Annotated in this window: 15 protein-coding genes; 13 read left to right on the plus strand and 2 right to left on the minus strand. The window is 56.6% G+C overall.

What is annotated here, in order from left to right; all coding sequences use genetic code 11:
- The first annotated feature begins 111 nt into the window (after positions 1 to 111).
- The 3 genes from MME58_RS17435 (at position 112) to MME58_RS17445 (ending at position 3,997) form a co-directional block, all read left to right on the plus strand.
- Entirely contained in the window at positions 112 to 903 is a 792-nt protein-coding gene (locus MME58_RS17435; protein ID WP_055006960.1) for a CPBP family intramembrane glutamic endopeptidase, read from the plus strand.
- A gap of 96 nt (positions 904 to 999) precedes the next feature.
- Complete coding sequence (locus MME58_RS17440) at positions 1,000 to 2,565, plus strand: methyl-accepting chemotaxis protein (RefSeq protein ID WP_054985626.1); 1,566 nt, start codon at positions 1,000 to 1,002, stop codon at positions 2,563 to 2,565.
- A 907-nt stretch (positions 2,566 to 3,472) separates the two neighbouring features.
- On the plus strand, positions 3,473 to 3,997 hold the full coding sequence (locus tag MME58_RS17445; RefSeq protein ID WP_055006959.1) for a hypothetical protein: 525 nt from the start codon (positions 3,473 to 3,475) through the stop codon (positions 3,995 to 3,997).
- Between the two features lie 64 nt (positions 3,998 to 4,061).
- On the opposite strand, the gene MME58_RS17450 is transcribed toward MME58_RS17445, so the two are convergent.
- Positions 4,062 to 5,957, minus strand: a complete 1,896-nt coding sequence (locus tag MME58_RS17450; protein WP_407075145.1) for an autotransporter outer membrane beta-barrel domain-containing protein — start codon at positions 5,955 to 5,957, stop codon at positions 4,062 to 4,064.
- Between the two features lie 744 nt (positions 5,958 to 6,701).
- Here MME58_RS17450 and MME58_RS17455 point away from each other — a divergent pair.
- The 3 genes from MME58_RS17455 (at position 6,702) to MME58_RS17465 (ending at position 10,781) form a co-directional block, all read left to right on the plus strand.
- Entirely contained in the window at positions 6,702 to 8,582 is a 1,881-nt protein-coding gene (locus tag MME58_RS17455; RefSeq protein ID WP_054985624.1) for a hypothetical protein, read from the plus strand.
- Positions 8,583 to 8,634: 52 nt separating this feature from the next.
- Positions 8,635 to 10,230 (plus strand): hypothetical protein, encoded by a 1,596-nt coding sequence (locus tag MME58_RS17460; protein ID WP_055006958.1) that lies wholly within the window; start codon positions 8,635 to 8,637, stop codon positions 10,228 to 10,230.
- 92 nt (positions 10,231 to 10,322) lie between these two features.
- Positions 10,323 to 10,781, plus strand: coding sequence for a hypothetical protein (locus MME58_RS17465; RefSeq protein WP_055006957.1), 459 nt, complete (start codon positions 10,323 to 10,325; stop codon positions 10,779 to 10,781).
- A 1-nt stretch (position 10,782) separates the two neighbouring features.
- Here MME58_RS17465 and MME58_RS17470 read toward each other — a convergent pair whose 3' ends face one another.
- Positions 10,783 to 11,472, minus strand: coding sequence for an alpha/beta family hydrolase (locus MME58_RS17470; protein WP_055006956.1), 690 nt, complete (start codon positions 11,470 to 11,472; stop codon positions 10,783 to 10,785).
- A 647-nt stretch (positions 11,473 to 12,119) separates the two neighbouring features.
- On the opposite strand from MME58_RS17470, the gene ccoN reads away from it, so the two are divergent.
- The 7 genes from ccoN to ccoG all read left to right on the plus strand — a co-directional run bounded on the left by ccoN (position 12,120) and on the right by ccoG (position 17,646).
- The gene (ccoN, locus tag MME58_RS17480; protein ID WP_055006955.1) at positions 12,120 to 13,562 is read left to right on the plus strand and encodes a cytochrome-c oxidase, cbb3-type subunit I; all 1,443 of its coding nucleotides are present in this window, start codon (positions 12,120 to 12,122) and stop codon (positions 13,560 to 13,562) included.
- On the plus strand, positions 13,562 to 14,170 hold the full coding sequence (ccoO, locus tag MME58_RS17485; RefSeq protein ID WP_024667473.1) for a cytochrome-c oxidase, cbb3-type subunit II: 609 nt from the start codon (positions 13,562 to 13,564) through the stop codon (positions 14,168 to 14,170). The genes ccoN and ccoO overlap by 1 nt, the downstream gene beginning before the upstream one ends.
- Positions 14,171 to 14,175: 5 nt before the next feature.
- Positions 14,176 to 14,367, plus strand: coding sequence for a CcoQ/FixQ family Cbb3-type cytochrome c oxidase assembly chaperone (locus MME58_RS17490; protein WP_054985630.1), 192 nt, complete (start codon positions 14,176 to 14,178; stop codon positions 14,365 to 14,367).
- On the plus strand, positions 14,364 to 15,341 hold the full coding sequence (ccoP, locus tag MME58_RS17495; RefSeq protein ID WP_055006954.1) for a cytochrome-c oxidase, cbb3-type subunit III: 978 nt from the start codon (positions 14,364 to 14,366) through the stop codon (positions 15,339 to 15,341). Before MME58_RS17490 ends, ccoP begins: the two co-directional genes overlap by 4 nt.
- Before the next feature lie 124 nt (positions 15,342 to 15,465).
- Positions 15,466 to 15,717 carry a type II toxin-antitoxin system prevent-host-death family antitoxin gene (locus tag MME58_RS17500; protein ID WP_002554250.1) on the plus strand — a complete coding sequence of 84 codons (252 nt, stop codon included), beginning with the start codon at positions 15,466 to 15,468 and terminating at the stop codon, positions 15,715 to 15,717.
- On the plus strand, positions 15,717 to 16,169 hold the full coding sequence (locus MME58_RS17505) for a type II toxin-antitoxin system VapC family toxin (protein ID WP_054985617.1): 453 nt from the start codon (positions 15,717 to 15,719) through the stop codon (positions 16,167 to 16,169). The genes MME58_RS17500 and MME58_RS17505 overlap by 1 nt, the downstream gene beginning before the upstream one ends.
- Before the next feature lie 64 nt (positions 16,170 to 16,233).
- Positions 16,234 to 17,646 carry a cytochrome c oxidase accessory protein CcoG gene (ccoG, locus tag MME58_RS17510; RefSeq protein ID WP_055006953.1) on the plus strand — a complete coding sequence of 471 codons (1,413 nt, stop codon included), beginning with the start codon at positions 16,234 to 16,236 and terminating at the stop codon, positions 17,644 to 17,646.
- Positions 17,647 to 17,648 lie beyond the last annotated feature (2 nt).

Raw genomic sequence — 17,648 nt, forward strand, 5'->3', positions numbered from 1 at the left:
GCCTGTGCCCTGCGGAAGGGGCAGGTTCGCGCATGAAGATTTGTATAAGCTCAAACCTGCTTCCCTGAACGTCGGATAGAATCCTCCGCGTCCAAAAGCAGGAAACATTTCATGACCACAAGGCACTGGCTGGTTCTCTGTCTTCTGAGCACCGGCTACGCGCTGGCGTTGTACCATGGCAGTCTTGCGCCCTGCTCGGCTGCGAGTTTCGGCTTGTTGCTCGTTGCCTGGTTATGCGTCACTCGTTCGCCTCATCCTTCCATCCGTGTGTGCGGCCACGGGCTGTTCATCATGACCAGCCTGGCACTGGCATCACATCTGGCACCCGGTTTCAATAACGCCAACGTTATCGAAGCGACCCGATTCACCGCCGACGCGGCGGTCTATTCCATGGACCTGAATCTGGACAAACCGCTGATCGGCCTCTGGCTGATACTCGCTTGCCCGTGGATTGTGCCAAAAGTCGACGTCGCCCATTCGCTGCAAACGGGCGTGCTGGCACTGATCGTGACGTCAGCGTTCTGCATGACGGCAGCGGTCGTCCTCAACGTTGTTGGCTGGACACCCAAATGGCCTGCTCAGGGCCTGATATGGCTGCTCAACAATCTGTTGCTGGTGACCCTGACCGAAGAGCTGTTTTTCCGCGCGTACCTGCAAGGTGGCCTGCAGCGCTTTTTCAACGGCTCAAGATTTGCGACTGCGCTGTCGATCACCCTCGCTGCGAGCCTGTTCGGGCTGGCTCACGCGGTGGCCGGCGTTGAATGGATGCTGCTGGCGGGCGTTGCAGGCGCAGGTTATGGCATCGCGTTTCGTTTTGGCGGCCTGCAGGCTGCGGTCATCAGCCACTTTGGTTTGAATCTGGTGCATTTCGGCCTGTTCACCTACCCGATGCTGGCGCACTGAAGCTGACTCTCCGGTCATTTGTGACGCACCACTCAATTTATCGACACACCAGCCGATAACACGCCATAGTCTTCCGGATCGAAGGATCGAAACCCCATGCGCAACAACCAGCCCATCACTCAACATGAGCGGACTTTTCCTGCCGAACAGCGACTGATTTCCACCACCGACACCCGAGGCACGATCACCTATTGCAACGATGCCTTCGTCGACATCAGTGGTTACAGCGAGGCGGAATTACTCGGTGCCGCGCACAACACCGTGCGCCATCCGGATGTGCCGCCTGCGGTTTTCGAGCACATGTGGACCACGCTCAAAGCCGGGCAGCCGTGGATGGGCATCGTCAAGAATCGCTGCAAGAACGGCGATCATTACTGGGTCAACGCCTATGTGACGCCGATGCTGGAAAACCGCAAAGTGGTGGGCTTCGAGTCGGTGCGCATCAAACCGACCGCCGAACAGATCCGCCGCGCCGAGGCGCTTTACGCCCGAATCAACAAGGGCAAGAGCGCCATACCGAACCGCGACAAGTGGCTGCCGATACTTCAAGACTGGCTGCCGTTCATTCTGGTCAGTCAATTGAGCTTCCTGATCGGGGTGTGGCTCAACTCGCAATGGGGCTTTGCCTTGGCGGCGGCGTTGTCTGTGCCGCTGGGGCTGCTTGGGCTGTCCTGGCAACAGCGTGGCACCAAACGTCTGTTGCGCCTGGCCGAACAGACCACCTCTGACCCGTTGATCGCACAGATGTATACCGACAGCCGAGGCCCGCAGGCGCGCCTGGAAATGTCGATCCTCAGCCAGGAGGCGCGTCTGAAAACCTGCCTGACGCGTTTGCAGGACACTGCCGAACACCTGACCAGCCAGGCGCGTCAATCCAATTCGCTGGCCAATGCCAGTTCGACCGGACTGGAGCGCCAGCGCGTGGAAACCGAGCAGGTTGCTGCCGCTATCAATCAGATGGCCGCGACGACTCAGGAAGTCGCCAGCCACGTTAATCGTGCAGCCGACGCCACCCAGCAGGCCAACGAATTGACTCGTCGCGGCCGCGACATCGCTGGTGAGACCCGCGAAGCCATTCAGCGCCTGTCCACCTCGGTAGGCGAAACGGGCCTGACCGTGACGCGACTGGCCAAGGACAGTGATGAAATAGGTGGTGTCGTCGATGTGATCAAAGGCATCGCCGATCAGACCAACCTGCTGGCCCTCAACGCCGCCATCGAAGCAGCGCGCGCCGGCGAGATGGGCCGCGGCTTTGCGGTCGTGGCGGATGAAGTGCGCCAGTTGGCGCAGCGAACCGCAGAGTCCACAGGGCAGATTCATGGCCTGATTGCCAAGCTGCAGCAGACCGCCAACGATGCAGTACAAACCATGGACGCAGGTCGCCGTCAGGCAGAGGAAGGCGTAGCCAGGGTACTGGAGGCGGATCAGGCGCTGGTGGGCATCAGCGAGGCGGTCGCCAACATCACCGACATGACCACCCAGATCGCCACCGCCACTGAAGAGCAAAGCGCCGTGGCCGAGGAGATCAACCGCAACATTGCCACCATCGCCAGCCTGGCTGACCAGACATCGGACGAAGCCCAACGCTCGGCAGTGTTGAGTGGCGAACTGACCGATACGGCCAACTCGCAGTATTCGCTGGTGGAACGGTTTAATCGCTGAGGTTTGAAGCTGTTTGCCAAGCCTCGACAAACTTCGGTTGGTCGGGGCTTTTTTCCGGGCTGTTACAGGTGCACCGTCACTTGTCTTTCATCAAGTCGATAGGAAATACCCCCCTGAAGACCTGGCAAAACTTTTCTTTTATACCGGCCACAGCAGCAAAGTACTATTACCCGCTGGAGGCGGGCAATGCACGCACTTATCAGTTAAAACAAGTTAATACGTCAATTACTTATTACCCTTTACGGTCTCTGTGTGCGATCCGAGTGAACATGTTCAGTGGTGTGCCCTGTGGTGTCTAACCAGAATCTCCGTCACATGGATGAGGTTAGCCGCTGACAAACCTGCCCTCTGCAGATTTCGACCTGGCCTTGCTGCTGGAGCCTGGACAGCGATCAGATCACGATCAATCATGAGTTCACTGAACGCACATCCAATACATCGCGGCTCCTGTACTCTGCGGTGCTTCCATTGCAGACAAAGCACAGCAACCTACATTTCTGCCCACGACCTTGACGGTTTCGCACGCTAACATGTGCGAGACCCTAATGATAAAGTTGAGTGAATATTCCTACGCATAAGTGGGAATTTAGCCAAAACACACTTTTTTACCTCCTGTAAGATTTATCTGTAGTTAATGTCCTACAGGTTTTCGATTCGAAAAATGTCTCAAAAAAAACACCCACCGTTGAGTACCCCCTTTATTTACAGGATCCTCAACACTAATAACCACTCATTTATTACACACATGATACCAAATGTAACCGCATAGCCTTACACAACCTGGACAAGTCTTTGGAGTGCGCAGCCCCCTTGACCTGAACACTTATGTGCCTTGTAATATTTCCGCTGCCGACAACTGCCGGCACATATATAACAACTCAACTTAACGTCAATAAAAGAGTTTACGATGGATAAAGAACAATCCACGGATGTAGCGGCGCGCACCCAAAAAGAAAAAAACAATCCCGACAGTGCGAGCACTGTTCAAGAAGCCCCACCCCATGAGAGCCTCTACCGACACGCGAGCCCCCTCCACCTTCCATCCGACATTTCCAACACGCTGAAAGCACCTGTGCTGCCTAACATCGACCCTGATTCCATCAGTCACGAACAGGCACATGCGGGCATTACCATCCATATCCCCGGCTCAGTCAAAATGTGCTGGGGTGACGAAATCCATTTTTATTGGGGAAAAAACCTGTCATCGACAACGCTTTTCCATCGGGTAGGCGAAAACAGCGTGGTACGAGTGCTGTGCATTTCCTACAACTTCACACCCTATATTCAGTACGGTCTGGTTGATCTGTATTACGAGCTTTATCGTGATCAACGGCTGATCGGTACATCGCCAGTGTTACGGGTGAACGTTAACTACTCAGCGCCCATCTCGTCCCGACAGAAGCAACGCAAACGCAGGTTTACCGATCAGTAACTGAAAAGCCCCCGGTGATCACTCACCGGGGGCTCTGGTGTTGCTAAGGCGTCGGCCCTGGAGATCAGAATGCCAGGCGTAGCCCCACATTCGCTCCCCAGGGTTGTTCGATATGCCGACCTTTCATGTAGTCGACGTCTGCGTGCAGTTTCAAGCGCTCGGACAGCGACACCGATACCCCGGCCCCCAGTTCGCCACGCGAACCGAACAGGCTGTTGTCGAATTTCACATCGTTGGCCTTCACTTCGTTACGGCGCGAAAACTCCTGCGCAACAGCGACACGTACATAAGGCTGCAGCACCCCTCCGTCCTTGAGTGCAACCGTACGCCCCAGCGAGGTCCCGACCTTGCCCAGGAACGACCGGGTTCGTTCATTCTTCGCGTTCATGCCGTTGTCCAGACGCAACTCCTGTCCCTGCACGACAACGCTGGACAACTGAGCGAACGGTTCGAGAAAGTAATCGTCCGCCAGTTTGATGTGGCGGCCGAACTCTACCCAGCCCCCTACTCCGTTGTTGGTGTAGTCACCTTTGGCCTTGCTTGCATCGCTCATGGCTACATCTGCCTTATTGCGAAAACGGTTGAGTTTGAGCACGCCGTCAACGTAATAGCCATCATCCGACAGCCAGGTGGCATAACCGCCTGCATAGTAGCTGTCGACTTTACCCGTAGTACCAAGGCTCAGGTCGATATCGGACGTGCTGTACCCCCCCAGCACACCCACCACCAACTGGCCATTGCTGACCTCGACGGGCGCATCGACACCCAGCGACAGACCACTTTGCTTCTGCCGATAGTCGACACCCTCACTGGTCGTGGCATTAACCCTGTTGCCATAGGCGCGCATCCAGCCGCCCGCCTTGCCGCTTGCGCGTACCTCGCCCATGCGCGAGCGCAGGGTCGAAAGCTCACTCATCCAGATAGCAGGTGCCGCGCTGTAAAGAGCAAGAGCGCTCTGGGTCGAGGGGCTTATGACCTTGTCTTTACCGACGATGAACCAGTCATTGCCCTGCTGCTCCAGCAGATACGAATAGGCGCCCAGGTCGACCCGCCCGCCCAGCAGGCTGAACTGCGCGTCGCCACCGTCGGTATGCACCACCTTGAGCGGCTGCATATCAGCCGATGCAACCTCAACCCCCGTGTTACGCACCTGCAGACCGAATTGCCCGCTGGCCTTGCCGTTAACGTCGATGAGGTCTCCGACGCCGTTGTCCAGGTCCACGCGTAAACCGAACGTGCCAGACCCTGACAACTCGTTCAGAGAAAGTGTATGAAACCCTTCGCCAGCAAACGCCACACTGCCACCTTGCAGGGCGAGCGACCTGACGGCATTGTCACCCTGCATCTGCCATTGACTGCCAGAGGCAATCGCCAGCGAATTGCCATTGACGATGTCGCCATTCAATTGCGCGCCGTTTTGCAGCGTGATGTTCAGGGTGCTGGTGTCATCGGCGAAGAGGTTGCCATTGAGGGTGCTGTTGTCGACGTTGAAGTTGGCAGTACTGTGATCTTCGACCTCCAGCAGATTGCCATTTCCGGACCACAGCTCGGAATGGTTTTGCACATCGATATCTGCCTCAATGTCGAACAATACACGATGATCGACTTTGATAGCCGCACCACTCAAGCCCTCGACAATAGAGTCATCGATAAGCGTGTAGGATTCGTTTCCCTTCAGACTTTCGTCCGAGCCCCCGCCATCCGATCCGTCAGTAATGTTGAGGCCATTCAGGTCACCCACAACATGACTACGCTGGGTAATAAAAACGTCTCCCCCCGAAGAAAGAATCCCCTGACCTCTTCCACGTTGCGATGCGAACCCATGCAGCTGCGTGTTAGCAAGGTACAGCTCGCCCCACAGCCCTACCGCAATACCTACTTCCAATCCCGACACGCTGCTCGAAAAAATAGAAGCTTCAGAGCCCGGTTTATCGGAGCCTTTGACTCCACCCAGAGAGATACCGAAACCTGAGTCATTCTTTACCACGGCGTTATGAAGAGTAGACACACTGTCGCTAAGGTGCAGACCATTCTCCACCGTTCCGGATTCGATAGTGACGGTGGACTGAGTCGCGTAGACCGTGCTGGTCCTTCCGCCATTAATATTAAGAATGCCGTCGTTGCTCACGATGTAAGAATCGAAAGGCGTATCAGGCCCCACCGTCACTGCATCGCCGTTTACCGGTACAGCCTTGAGCACGTCCCCATTAGGCAGGATGACCGATACTTTTTCTTCACCCTCATACCCGGCATTGACCCGACTTTGAGCATCTGCCAGAACCTGCGCAGTGGCCAGAACTCCAGCAGCCAGAACAGAAAGCTGCAAAACACAGCCGCTAAATTTTCTTGCGTTACTTTCTCTATAAGACACCGTCCATCTCCTCGACTATTGAGACCGAGAACTTATCGTATCCAAGTCATAAAAACCCAACCTCTCCACTACTAGAACTGTAGGAGCCTTCCCAAATAGCTATAAAACATTTCCTACAGACATAAACCTAAAACCATCTAAGAAAGAACATTATATGCCCAGATAAAAAAAACCACTTATCACACCATTGACAGCACACAGAAAACGCTATTACTTAAAAACGTGACTGAGAAAGCGAAGCCAACCGTTAGCAAACAAACTAACAGCACCCCGCTTTAAAAAGACAAGTAGGAAAACACCTACAAAATTTCTTCACTACAAAAGGATTTACCTATGAAAAGCCTTCAGGAAAACAACCTGCTGAAACCCGTTATCATCCCGAAGAATCGATACACAGGCCCGAAAGCCCCGCTGGATGCGCCTGATGTGGCTGTCGCGTTTCATGACGAGGACACGCCAGGCCTGATTCCTGTCAACGCATTAAGCGAGCCTTTGCCAGTCAGCCTGAAAGTATGGCAAGCCGCGCTTCCTGACTATACGTATCGACTGGTCTTTGACGCTGAAAAAGTGGGCCCGGAGAAGCTGATCCTCCCCTCACACACTCCGGGAGATCCCTTGAGCCTTGAAGTGCCAACGAACCTATTATCTGAAGGATTCCATGACATTGCCTATGTGATTAAAAATCCGATAAACCAAGTAGAGGAACGATCGGATCCGTTTCGAATTCGGATCGACAAAACACCACCGGGTGCGCCTGAGCTTGCAGCAATACAGTTTCCAGCCGAGATTCAAAACGGTCTGACTGCCGCCGAGCTCGAACAGTTAGGTGGACAGCTGGTCGTCCAGATTGCTGGCTACACCGGCATGGCAAAACACGACCTTATTCAGACACGGTGGGGCGATACCCTGGGACCAAACGCCGTCGTCAACGAAAATGACATGGGACTGGACAAGGTGGTAGTCACCTTTACACGCGAATTCCTGGAGTCCCTGGGGCCGGACGAAAAACAGGTCTGCTACAAGGTAGTTGATCGTGCAGGCAACACCTCGATTCTCTCGAATACCGTTGCTGTGAAATTGAGGCTTCAGGAGCTGCCCTCTGACTACCCGGCCCCTATCGTCGACCCGGCGGTGGGCGACGTGGTGGATTATAGTGAGGCGCGGCCGGGGGTATTAGTCGACATTCCGCATTACCAAGGCGCAACGGCACTTGATAACCTCCAGCTGTTCTGGGGCGACAATAACCCTCTGACGCCTGTCGTACTGCCCCCTGGCGATGAAGATGAGACCGTCGTCCTGACGTTGAGCGTGCCCTTTGAGGCGATCAACAAGTTTCCCCAAGGCCGTGTATCAATCCACTATGAAGTCTTCCGTAACGGAGAGCCTGTAGGTACATCGCTAACGACCGACATCGACGTATTTACATCACTGCCTGTCGAGGAACCGCTCAACCGTCTGACGGTTCAGGGAACAAGCTTACAGAACCCAAACACTGAAGATAACTTTATTGATGAGGATGATTACGAACTGAATGGCCGAGGCGTGGTGAACTGGAACCCTGGCTTTCGGGTAAATGATGATTTGAATCTTTACTGGGGGGATCAGGTAAAGGTGCAGTGGCATCAGATCAACTCGGCGGACGTGGCCAATCAGCAAGATCTGGTCATTCCGATTGATAATGAACTTATTCAGCTTCAAGGGACAGGTGCGGCCATCCCCGTCTACTTTACCGTCTCGCGAGCAGGCAACCCCAATCCTGTCAAAAGCCCGATTCAGGCTGTCACAGCAAGATCCAAAGAGGACCAGCCTGGCGGTCAGGACGGACTGGAGGGACCCACATTCAACCTGACGCCAAATGGTGTTTTAGGCCCGAATGAAAACCCCGATGGCGCAGACGTAAAAATCCTGCCCTACCTGAACATGGTCGTGGGCCAGAAAATAACATTTACCTTCACCGGTTTTGACCCGTCGAATAACCCTATTGAAGCGGCCACTTATAGTGCAACAAGGACCGTCGACGAAGTTGATGTGCTGGACGGTCATGTATTCACAGTGCCTTACTTCAACACCCGGGTGATCTGTACAGGCTTCGCAGAAGCCCGCTTTACCGTCAGCCCCATTGAGGGCAGTAACCAGAGCCCGGCGAGTTCTACAACTACTCGTGTGCCGGTTTTAATGCTCAAGCCTTCCGACGTGACCTGCTTATCGCGCTGATTCGATGCGGGTCTCTGTGGCCCGCGTTTCCCCTTATAAAGAGAACACAAAAATGCCTCGCTCGAACGCTCATATAAACACACGTCCACTGGACGCCCCTCGTGTACCGGCAGCACTGGTTAATGGACTGCTGCCCGTGACCTGTTTGAATCAGCCTGTCCAGGTAACGCTTAGCGTATGGCCAGGCGCGCGCCCTGGTTATACCTATCAACTTTACTTTGACGGAACACCTGTCGGGCCAAAGAAAGTCATACTGGTGAGCCACATGCCAGGGGATCCCCTACGCCTGGAAATCCCGCAACAACTATTAAGAGAAGGTAGCCATTCAGTCGCTTACGCCATTGAAAACCCTGGAAACATGGTGACTGAGTTTTCTGAGAGTACCCTCATATCCGTGGACATTACCGCTCCTGGAGCGCCAGTCCTCGCCCCCCTCATTTTTCCCAAGCAAACCCTGAACGGTCTTACAGCCGAAGAACTGGAAAGTATGGGTGATGTGCTGACGGGTACGGTTGCCGGTTACAACGGAATGGAGGAGGGAGACGTCATCCGTACCTACTGGAACAAAATACCAGGCCCGATGGTGGTGGTCAGCAAAGACGATATGGGCCTTAAACGAACCATGGTCGACTTCGACAGACCGTTTCTGGAACGGATCGGCGACATTGAGGTGCTGGTTTCTTATACCGTTGCGGACCTCGCGGGGAATGTGTCCATGGCCTCGGAGCCTGTGGAAGTGAAGCTTCAGCTCATGCGTGCAGTGCCCCTCCCCTTACCCACTGTAAAAGAAGCTGGCCACACCACGACCCTGGACCCGGACAACGCACGATCGGGTGCAACCGTGGTAATCAAGGCCACCGCCCAGTTGAAAGCCGGCGACCAGGTGACGGTGCACTGGCGAGGGCCCAAAGGCAGTGACACCCAGAAAAGAACCGTGACAGCCGCGCAATCCGGCAAGACGCTGGAGATACTGTTTGCCGCCGCTCTGGTCACGGCGAACGCCGGGCACAAGGTCGACATCTCTTATGTCGTCGATCGCGTCAACGGTCTGGTCCAGGCATCCGGCATATTGGCCTTGAAGATTCTTGACTGGCGGCCCGAGCTGGTGCTGGATACTTCGCCGGTGACGCTGGCGGGCAAGATTTATCTACTTCCGGGCTCGCCGGATCTGCTGCCGAATTTCCCGGCCGACACGACCGTTCAACGCCGGGCCAGTGGCGGGCATGCGCCTTATCAGTACACCTCGAGCAACCCGGCGGTAGCCAAGGTAGACGGTCATGGCCTGACTTCGGTTCGAGGCAAAGGCACGGCCATCATTACCGCTACCGATTCACTGGGCGCGAGCAAACGTTATACGGTCACCGTTACCGGCGTCATCCACTGCATCGGACTGGGCAGCGGCAGCTTTTCTCAGGTCAGCAAGGCAGCGGGCAACAATGGCACGAGGATTCCGACCATCCACGAACTGGTGGAGATCTACGCCCTGTACGGCAACCGCTGGCCGATGGGCAATGGCAACTACTGGTCGTCCACTGTCTCAAGCGCCGGCATTGGCGGATGGAACTGGTACTACGTGAAAAATATGGTTTCAGGCGGAAATTTCAAATTGAAGAGTCACAACTCAAGCCTGGGCGTCGGTATCAAATGATCGACTGCTGAACATTCAGTGATTATCCGGCAGGGCGTTGCTCAAAGAAGTAACGCCCTGTTGCTTCATCAAGCGCTTTCCTGAGTCAGACCATGCACCATACGACCTCATCAGCCAGACGCTCCGCTCGCCCGGCAGCATGCGCAAGCAGGTTTGCAGCCAGCATCAACAGGCAGTCTTTCAAAACCTTGTCGCTGACCGGCAGACTGACGCTACAACCGGAACCCGGAAACGCAACTGCCCGATGGGTATGGAAGGTTATTGTCGACGGCAAGGTGGGCAACAACCGAACCACTATCGGATTGTTTCTGGACGGCGACCTTGAATCCGGCGAGCACGATCTGATCGACCATCCGCAGATCAACGTGATCTACAACGAAACGCTGCACAGGAAAAACACCCTCTATCACTCGGCGCATTTTCAAGGCGGTACGCTGACCCTGCTCGAAGCCAATCCCTGCACCCTGCGGATCAGAGGCGTGTTCGGCTTCAGCATGTCATCGATAAACCTTGAGGTGACTGACGGTGCTTTCGACGTTTACTGCCGGTGACTCATACGCGCAGGAACCCGGCAATCTCCCTCGCGGAGTCAGCCAGACATTGCTCATGGCTGACGCCCGCGATCTTCAGTGGTTTGAGGTCGTGGTTGGCAGTCGGCACCCAGTGCAGGCGGATGGCAGTGGACAACGTATACCCCTCCACCGCCTCGCGGTCACCCAGCGCATCGCGTTCGCCCTGAACGATCAGGGTGGCGGTCTTCAGATCCGCCAGATGAGCCACCCGCGGCTTTTCAGGTTTGCCCACGGCGTAAAACGGATACCCCAGACATACCAGCGCACTCACCTCGAGTTCATCAGCGATCAGGCTGGCCATCCGCCCACCCATTGATTTGCCGCCGACCGCCAGAGGCCCGGCAAGGTGATGACGCACACAGGCGAAGACGTCTCTCCAGCATTCCAGTAATTGAGCCTGTGGATTGGGTGGGCGCTTGCTGCCGCCTTGGCGCCGCTGAGCCATATAAGGAAACTCGAAACGCAGAACGCTGATGCCCTGCGCCGCCAGATCAGTGACCATGCGGCTCATGAAATCGCTGTCCATCGGTGCGCCCGCACCGTGCGCCAGCAACAGTGTGGGCACATCCAGCCCGCTTGCGGGCCGGGCGGGCGTCCATAACCAGCCTCTTTCACCGATCAGTTGCAGCCATTGGTCGTTGCCGATACCGGGCTGTAGGCCTTTGTTCATGTCTGCCTCGTTCAGGTGAGTCTCGGCCCGCCACTATAACCGCCAATCGTGCCCGAATCGTACACGCAGAACGGATGCCGACATCGGCGGGCTCTCTTCAACGGACAGCAACCATTCAGGTGTGTCCAGGTAATCTGTCAAAGTGCGCAAGGTAAACGTACCGAGGCGATGAGCGCCCCAAACCTGACACCGCCGGGCAGTTTCATTGACGGCACTGGCCTCGCACAATGGCAACAAACCGCTGGGGCGGTCGCCAGAGTCATATGCCTGCTCAGGCCAATTTGCTGGGCAATGACAAGTGTTACTGCCGACGACATACGTGACAGTCTTTGCGCGAGTCCTGATCAACTCGTCCGTACGCGAAGGTCGCCACCGCTGTGTTCCAGTCCAGCGGCGATGGGTGAACTCCGCACCCTGCAACGGGGTGCGGAATACCTGCTGATCAGCAGCTCGTTGCTACGGCTTCCCACACTCTTCTTTCAAAGCTAAACTCGCCGACAGGCGTCTGTTGCAAGCTTTTGACGCTCGTCTACATGCCTGTCTGTTCCTGCCCCTGTCTTTTCGGTGTGCTTCGATGCCATTTTCAGCGATGCATCGCCTGAGCCCGATTACGTCTGCGGTAACCCTCTGAATCGTGGAAGTCTGTAATGAGCACAACAACCAGCCCGACGGCCTACAACTACACAGTGGTGCGCCAGTTTGCCATCATGACCGTGGTCTGGGGTGTGATCGGCATGAGCCTGGGAGTTTTCATCGCTTCACAACTGGTCTGGCCGGGGCTGAACCTGGAGCTTGAATGGACCACCTTCGGACGTCTGCGACCACTGCATACCAATCTGGTGATTTTCGCCTTCGGCGGCTGCGCGCTGTTCGCCACCTCTTATTACGTGGTGCAGCGCACATGCCAGACACGGCTCATTTCGGATGGTCTGGCAGCCTTTACGTTCTGGGGCTGGCAAGCCGTGATTGTCGGCGCCATCGTGACGTTGCCGATGGGCTACACCACCACCAAGGAATATGCCGAACTTGAATGGCCGGTGGCGATTCTGCTGGCAATCGTCTGGGCCGCCTACGCAGCGGTATTTTTCGGCACCATTGTCAAACGCCGTACCCGGCATATCTACGTGGCCAACTGGTTTTACGGTGCGTTCATCGTCGTGACCGGGATGCTTCACATCGTCAACCATATCTCGTTGCCGGTCAGCCTGTTCAAATCCTATTCAGCCTACGCCGGTGCAACCGACGCCATGATCCAGTGGTGGTACGGGCACAACGCGGTAGGGTTTTTCCTGACCACCGGTTTTCTCGGAATGATGTATTACTTCGTGCCCAAGCAGGCTGAACGCCCGGTGTATTCCTATCGCCTGTCCATCGTGCATTTCTGGGCGTTGATCACCCTGTACATCTGGGCCGGCCCGCACCATCTGCATTACACAGCCCTGCCGGACTGGGCGCAGTCGCTGGGCATGGTGATGTCGATCATTCTGCTGGTGCCCAGCTGGGGCGGCATGATTAACGGCATGATGACGCTGTCGGGCGCGTGGCATAAATTGCGAACCGATTCGATTCTGCGCTTTCTTGTGGTGGCACTGGCGTTCTATGGCATGTCGACATTCGAAGGCCCGATGATGGCGATCAAGACCGTCAATTCGCTTTCGCATTACACGGACTGGACCATTGGCCACGTACATGCAGGCGCCTTGGGCTGGGTGGCGATGATCACCATCGGCTCGGTCTATCACATGATCCCCAGGCTCTACGCCCGCCCACATATGCATAGCGTCGGCCTGATCAACGCGCACTTCTGGCTCGCGACCGTCGGCACCGTGCTGTACATCACCTCGATGTGGGTCAACGGCATCACTCAAGGCCTGATGTGGCGCGCGGTAAATGACGACGGCACGCTCACTTACTCTTTCATCGAGACCATGCAGGCCAGCCATATGGGCTACATCGTGCGGGTGATCGGCGGTGTCATCTTCACCAGCGGCATGCTGCTGATGGCCTACAACGTGTGGCGCACCGTGCGCGCCTCGGACCCGCAAGCAGCGCAAGCCGCTGCGCGCATCGCCGTCGCGGGAGCGCATTGATGAAACACGATGTGCTGGAAAAGAATATCGGTCTGCTGGCCTTTTTCATGGTGATTGCCGTGAGCATCGGCGGGCTGACTCAGATCGTCCCGCTGTTCTTTCAGGATGTGACCAATCAACCAATCGAGGGCATGAAGCCGCGCAGCGCGCTGGAAGTCGAAGGCCGCGATGTGTTCATTGCCAACGGTTGCGTGGGTTGCCACTCGCAGATGATCCGCCCGTTACGCGCCGAAACCGAGCGCTACGGGCATTACTCGGTCGCAGGCGAAAGTGTCTGGGATCACCCTTTTCTGTGGGGCTCGAAACGCACCGGGCCGGACCTTGCGCGGATCGGCGGTCGCTACTCGGATGAGTGGCACCGTGTGCACCTGAACAACCCGCGCGACCTGGTCCCTGCCTCGATCATGCCGGCCTATCCGTTTCTGGCCGGCAAACACATCGACAGCACGCAGACAGCGAAAAAGCTGCAAGTGCTGCGCACCCTTGGCACGCCGTACAGTGACGCTGATATTGCCGGCGCGGCGGCGGCCGTGCAGGGCAAAACCGAAATGGACGCGCTGGTGGCCTACCTCCAAGGCCTCGGCACCCTTATCAAGAGCAAGCGGTGATCAGCATGGACATCGGAATGATTCGGGGTCTCGGCACACTGGTCGTCATGGTCGCTTTCATCGGCCTGATGCTGTGGGTGTTCAGCCCTGCACGCAAGGCCCACTTTGACGACGCGACCTTGCTGCCATTCGCAGATGACCCTGAGGCCATCGGCACGGTCGAGCAGGCCAAGGCCGAGCGAGAAAATCGATCATGAGTACGTTCTGGAGCCTGTACGTCACCCTCCTGACGCTGGGCACAATCATCGCCATGCTCTGGCTGCTGCTGTCCACCCGTAAGGGCCAGCGCGAGGAGCCGACCGACGAAAAAGTCGACCACTCGTTCGACGGCATCGAGGAGTACGACAATCCGCTGCCCAGGTGGTGGTTCCTGCTGTTCATCGCCACCATTATTTTCGCGCTGGCTTACCTGCTGCTGTATCCGGGCCTGGGCAACTGGCAGGGCTTGCTGCCGGGTTATGAATACCGGGACAAGGGCAGCCAGACGCAATTCTCGGATGGCCAGCAGGGCTGGAGCAGTATTCACGAGTGGGAGCGGGAAGTCGCAAACGCCGAAGCCCGTTACGGACCGCTGTTTGCCCGGTACGCCGCCATGCCCGTCGAGGAAGTGGCCAAAGACCCGCAGGCACTGAAAATCGGCGCGCGCCTGTTCGCGTCCAACTGCTCAGTCTGCCACGGCTCCGACGCCAAAGGTGCCTACGGTTTTCCCAACCTGACCGACGCGGATTGGCGCTGGGGCGGCGATGCTCAGGCAATCAAGACGTCGATCATGGCCGGGCGCATGGGCGTGATGCCGGCGCTGGGCGGCGTGCTTGGCGAACAGGGTGTTCGCGATGTGGCGGCTTATGTACTGACACAGCTGGACGCGCGCCAGCTACCGCAGGATGCCAAGGCTGACCCAACAGCAGGACAGAAGACCTTCGCCAGTCTGTGCGTCGCCTGTCATGGGCCAGAGGGAAAAGGTATGCCACTCCTCGGCGCGCCGGACCTGACCCACCCGAATGCGTTTATCTACGGCTCCAGCTTCGCCCAACTGCAACAGACCATTCGCGAGGGCCGTCAGGGCCAGATGCCTGCTCAGCAAGCACTGCAAGGCAACGATCGGGTTCATATTCTCGCGGCCTACGTCTACAGCCTTTCCCGGCAGGAGAGGCCACCTGAATCCCGATGAAAGTGCCCCGGTTGGCCGATGGAAGTTGCATTCTGAAAGAATAAATTCTTTGTAGTTACATATCTACATGACTAGACTCTTCGTCACCAAGACAATCTGTCTACTCATTCTGGAAGTCGCGCACATGACCACTACCCTCTCCAGTCGTGAATTCAATCAGGACACCAGCGGAGCCAAGAAGGCGGCCAATGAAGGCCCGGTGTTCATTACCGACCGAGGCCGCCCGGCCCATGTACTGCTTTGCATCGAGGATTACCTGAAGCTGACCGGCAGCGCAGCAAGCATTGCCGACATGCTGATAATGCCCACTGACATCGATATCGAGTTCGAGCCTCAGCGCGCAGTGATTACTCCGCGACAGGTCGATCTGTCCTGATGTTCCTGCTCGACACCAACGTGGTTTCAGAACTCAGAAAGCGCACTGCAGACGTCAATGTGCTTCGCTGGTCGCGAACGAAAATGGCATCCAGCCTGTTCATCTCGTCCATCACGATTCTTGAACTCGAAACAGGTATCCTGCGTATCGAACGCCGTGACCCGACCCAAGGCGCAGTATTGCGAATGTGGCTAGACCAGCATGTATTGAAAGCGTTCGCCGGGCGTATTCTGACAGTCGACACTCAGGTCGTAAGGCGCTGCGCTCAACTGCACCTTCCTGAACCACGCAGCGAATCCGATGCGTTGATCGCCGCTACTGCACTGGTGCATGGCATGACCGTGGTCACACGCAACACAATCGACTTTCAGTCATGCGGGGTCGCGCTGCTCAATCCCTGGGTCAGCCAGTCGAATGAAGAATCGGCCCTTTATTCACGTGCATCACGTTGAACGCGATCGTGATTCTGCCTGACCTGTGTCGGCCGGGACCAGTCCACCGCCGCTGGACTCATCGATGACCAACCAGATCCCGGTACACGACATCACCACGGCATCCGAAAAGAGCGGCGAGTTCATCGATCTCTACGCCTCGCGCGAGAAAATTTACACCCGCGCGTTCAAAGGCCTGTTTCGAAATGTGCGCAGGGTGGGCGGCGCGTTACTGCTGCTCATCTTTTTTGGCACGGTCTGGCTGAATCGAGGCGGGCATCAGGCCGTCTGGTGGAACCTGCCGGAGCGCAAGTTCTACATCTTCGGTGCGACATTCTGGCCGCAGGATTTCATCCTCTTGTCCGGCATTCTGATCGTCGCAGCGTTCGGGCTGTTCTTCATTACGGTCTATGCCGGACGGGTCTGGTGTGGCTATACCTGCCCGCAGAGTGTCTGGACCTGGATATTCATGTGGTGCGAGAAAGTCACCGAGGGCGACCGCCACCAGCGCATCAGGCTAGACCATGCACCGACAAGCGCTGGCAAACTGGCGCGCAAGCTCGCCAAGCACAGCCTGTGGCTGCTGATCGGGTTTGCCACAGGCATGACCTTCGTAGGTTACTTCTCTCCCATTCGCGACCTGTGCGTTGACCTGTTCACAGGCGAGGCGGACGGCTGGGCATATTTCTGGGTCGGCTTTTTCACCCTGGCCACTTACCTCAATGCAGGCTGGCTGCGCGAACAGGTGTGTATCTATATGTGCCCCTACGCGCGGTTCCAGAGCGTAATGTTCGACAAGGATACGCTGATCATCTCCTATGACCCGAATCGTGGCGAAACCCGCGGGCCGCGTAAAAAGGAAGCCGATCATCAGGCTCAGGGGCTGGGTGACTGCATCGACTGCACACTGTGCGTACAGGTCTGCCCGACCGGCATCGATATTCGTGACGGGCTGCAGGTCGAATGCATTGGCTGCGCCGCCTGCGTCGACGCCTGCAATACGGTCATGGACAGGATGGATTACCCTCGCGGCCTGATTCGCTACACCACCGAGCACAACCTGTCCGGGCAACGCACCCGCAGACTGCGTCCGCGTCTGATCGGTTATGCGCTGGTCCTGCTGCTGATGATTGCGCTGTTGAGCGCGGCCTTCTGCATGCGCACGCTGGTAGGTCTGGAGGTCAGCAAAGACCGCATACTGTTCCGGGAAAACGCCGAAGGCCGGATCGAAAACGTCTACAGCCTGAAAGTGATGAACAAGGACCAGGTGGATCACATCTATACGCTGGATGCCAGCGGTCTGCCCGATCTTGAATTGCAAGGCCAGCGGGAAATCAGGGTCCCGGCAGGCGAGATCGTCAGCCTGCCGGCAGGGTTGTCCAGCGCGCCGGAAAAACTGCCAGCGCAGAGCAACGAGGTAATCTTTACCCTCAAGGACACCGACAGCGACACGCGCGTCGACACCAAAAGCCGCTTCATCGGCCCACCCATTCGTTAAGA

It is taken from the genome of Pseudomonas syringae pv. tagetis (assembly GCF_022557255.1).
GTDB lineage: Bacteria > Pseudomonadota > Gammaproteobacteria > Pseudomonadales > Pseudomonadaceae > Aquipseudomonas > Aquipseudomonas caricapapayae.

Bases quoted from the DNA above. Each gene is read 5' to 3' on its own strand.
- MME58_RS17445 (WP_055006959.1), top strand. From the start codon at position 3,473: ATGGATAAAGAACAATCCACGGATGTAGCGGCGCGCACCCAAAAAGAA.
- MME58_RS17505 (WP_054985617.1), top strand. From the start codon at position 15,717: ATGTTCCTGCTCGACACCAACGTGGTTTCAGAACTCAGAAAGCGCACT.
- MME58_RS17440 (WP_054985626.1), top strand. From the start codon at position 1,000: ATGCGCAACAACCAGCCCATCACTCAACATGAGCGGACTTTTCCTGCC.
- MME58_RS17500 (WP_002554250.1), top strand. From the start codon at position 15,466: ATGACCACTACCCTCTCCAGTCGTGAATTCAATCAGGACACCAGCGGA.
- ccoP (WP_055006954.1), top strand. From the start codon at position 14,364: ATGAGTACGTTCTGGAGCCTGTACGTCACCCTCCTGACGCTGGGCACA.
- MME58_RS17490 (WP_054985630.1), top strand. From the start codon at position 14,176: ATGGACATCGGAATGATTCGGGGTCTCGGCACACTGGTCGTCATGGTC.
- MME58_RS17465 (WP_055006957.1), top strand. From the start codon at position 10,323: ATGCACCATACGACCTCATCAGCCAGACGCTCCGCTCGCCCGGCAGCA.
- MME58_RS17470 (WP_055006956.1), bottom strand. From the start codon at position 11,472: ATGAACAAAGGCCTACAGCCCGGTATCGGCAACGACCAATGGCTGCAA.
- MME58_RS17460 (WP_055006958.1), top strand. From the start codon at position 8,635: ATGCCTCGCTCGAACGCTCATATAAACACACGTCCACTGGACGCCCCT.
- ccoG (WP_055006953.1), top strand. From the start codon at position 16,234: ATGACCAACCAGATCCCGGTACACGACATCACCACGGCATCCGAAAAG.
- ccoN (WP_055006955.1), top strand. From the start codon at position 12,120: ATGAGCACAACAACCAGCCCGACGGCCTACAACTACACAGTGGTGCGC.
- MME58_RS17455 (WP_054985624.1), top strand. From the start codon at position 6,702: ATGAAAAGCCTTCAGGAAAACAACCTGCTGAAACCCGTTATCATCCCG.
- ccoO (WP_024667473.1), top strand. From the start codon at position 13,562: ATGAAACACGATGTGCTGGAAAAGAATATCGGTCTGCTGGCCTTTTTC.
- MME58_RS17435 (WP_055006960.1), top strand. From the start codon at position 112: ATGACCACAAGGCACTGGCTGGTTCTCTGTCTTCTGAGCACCGGCTAC.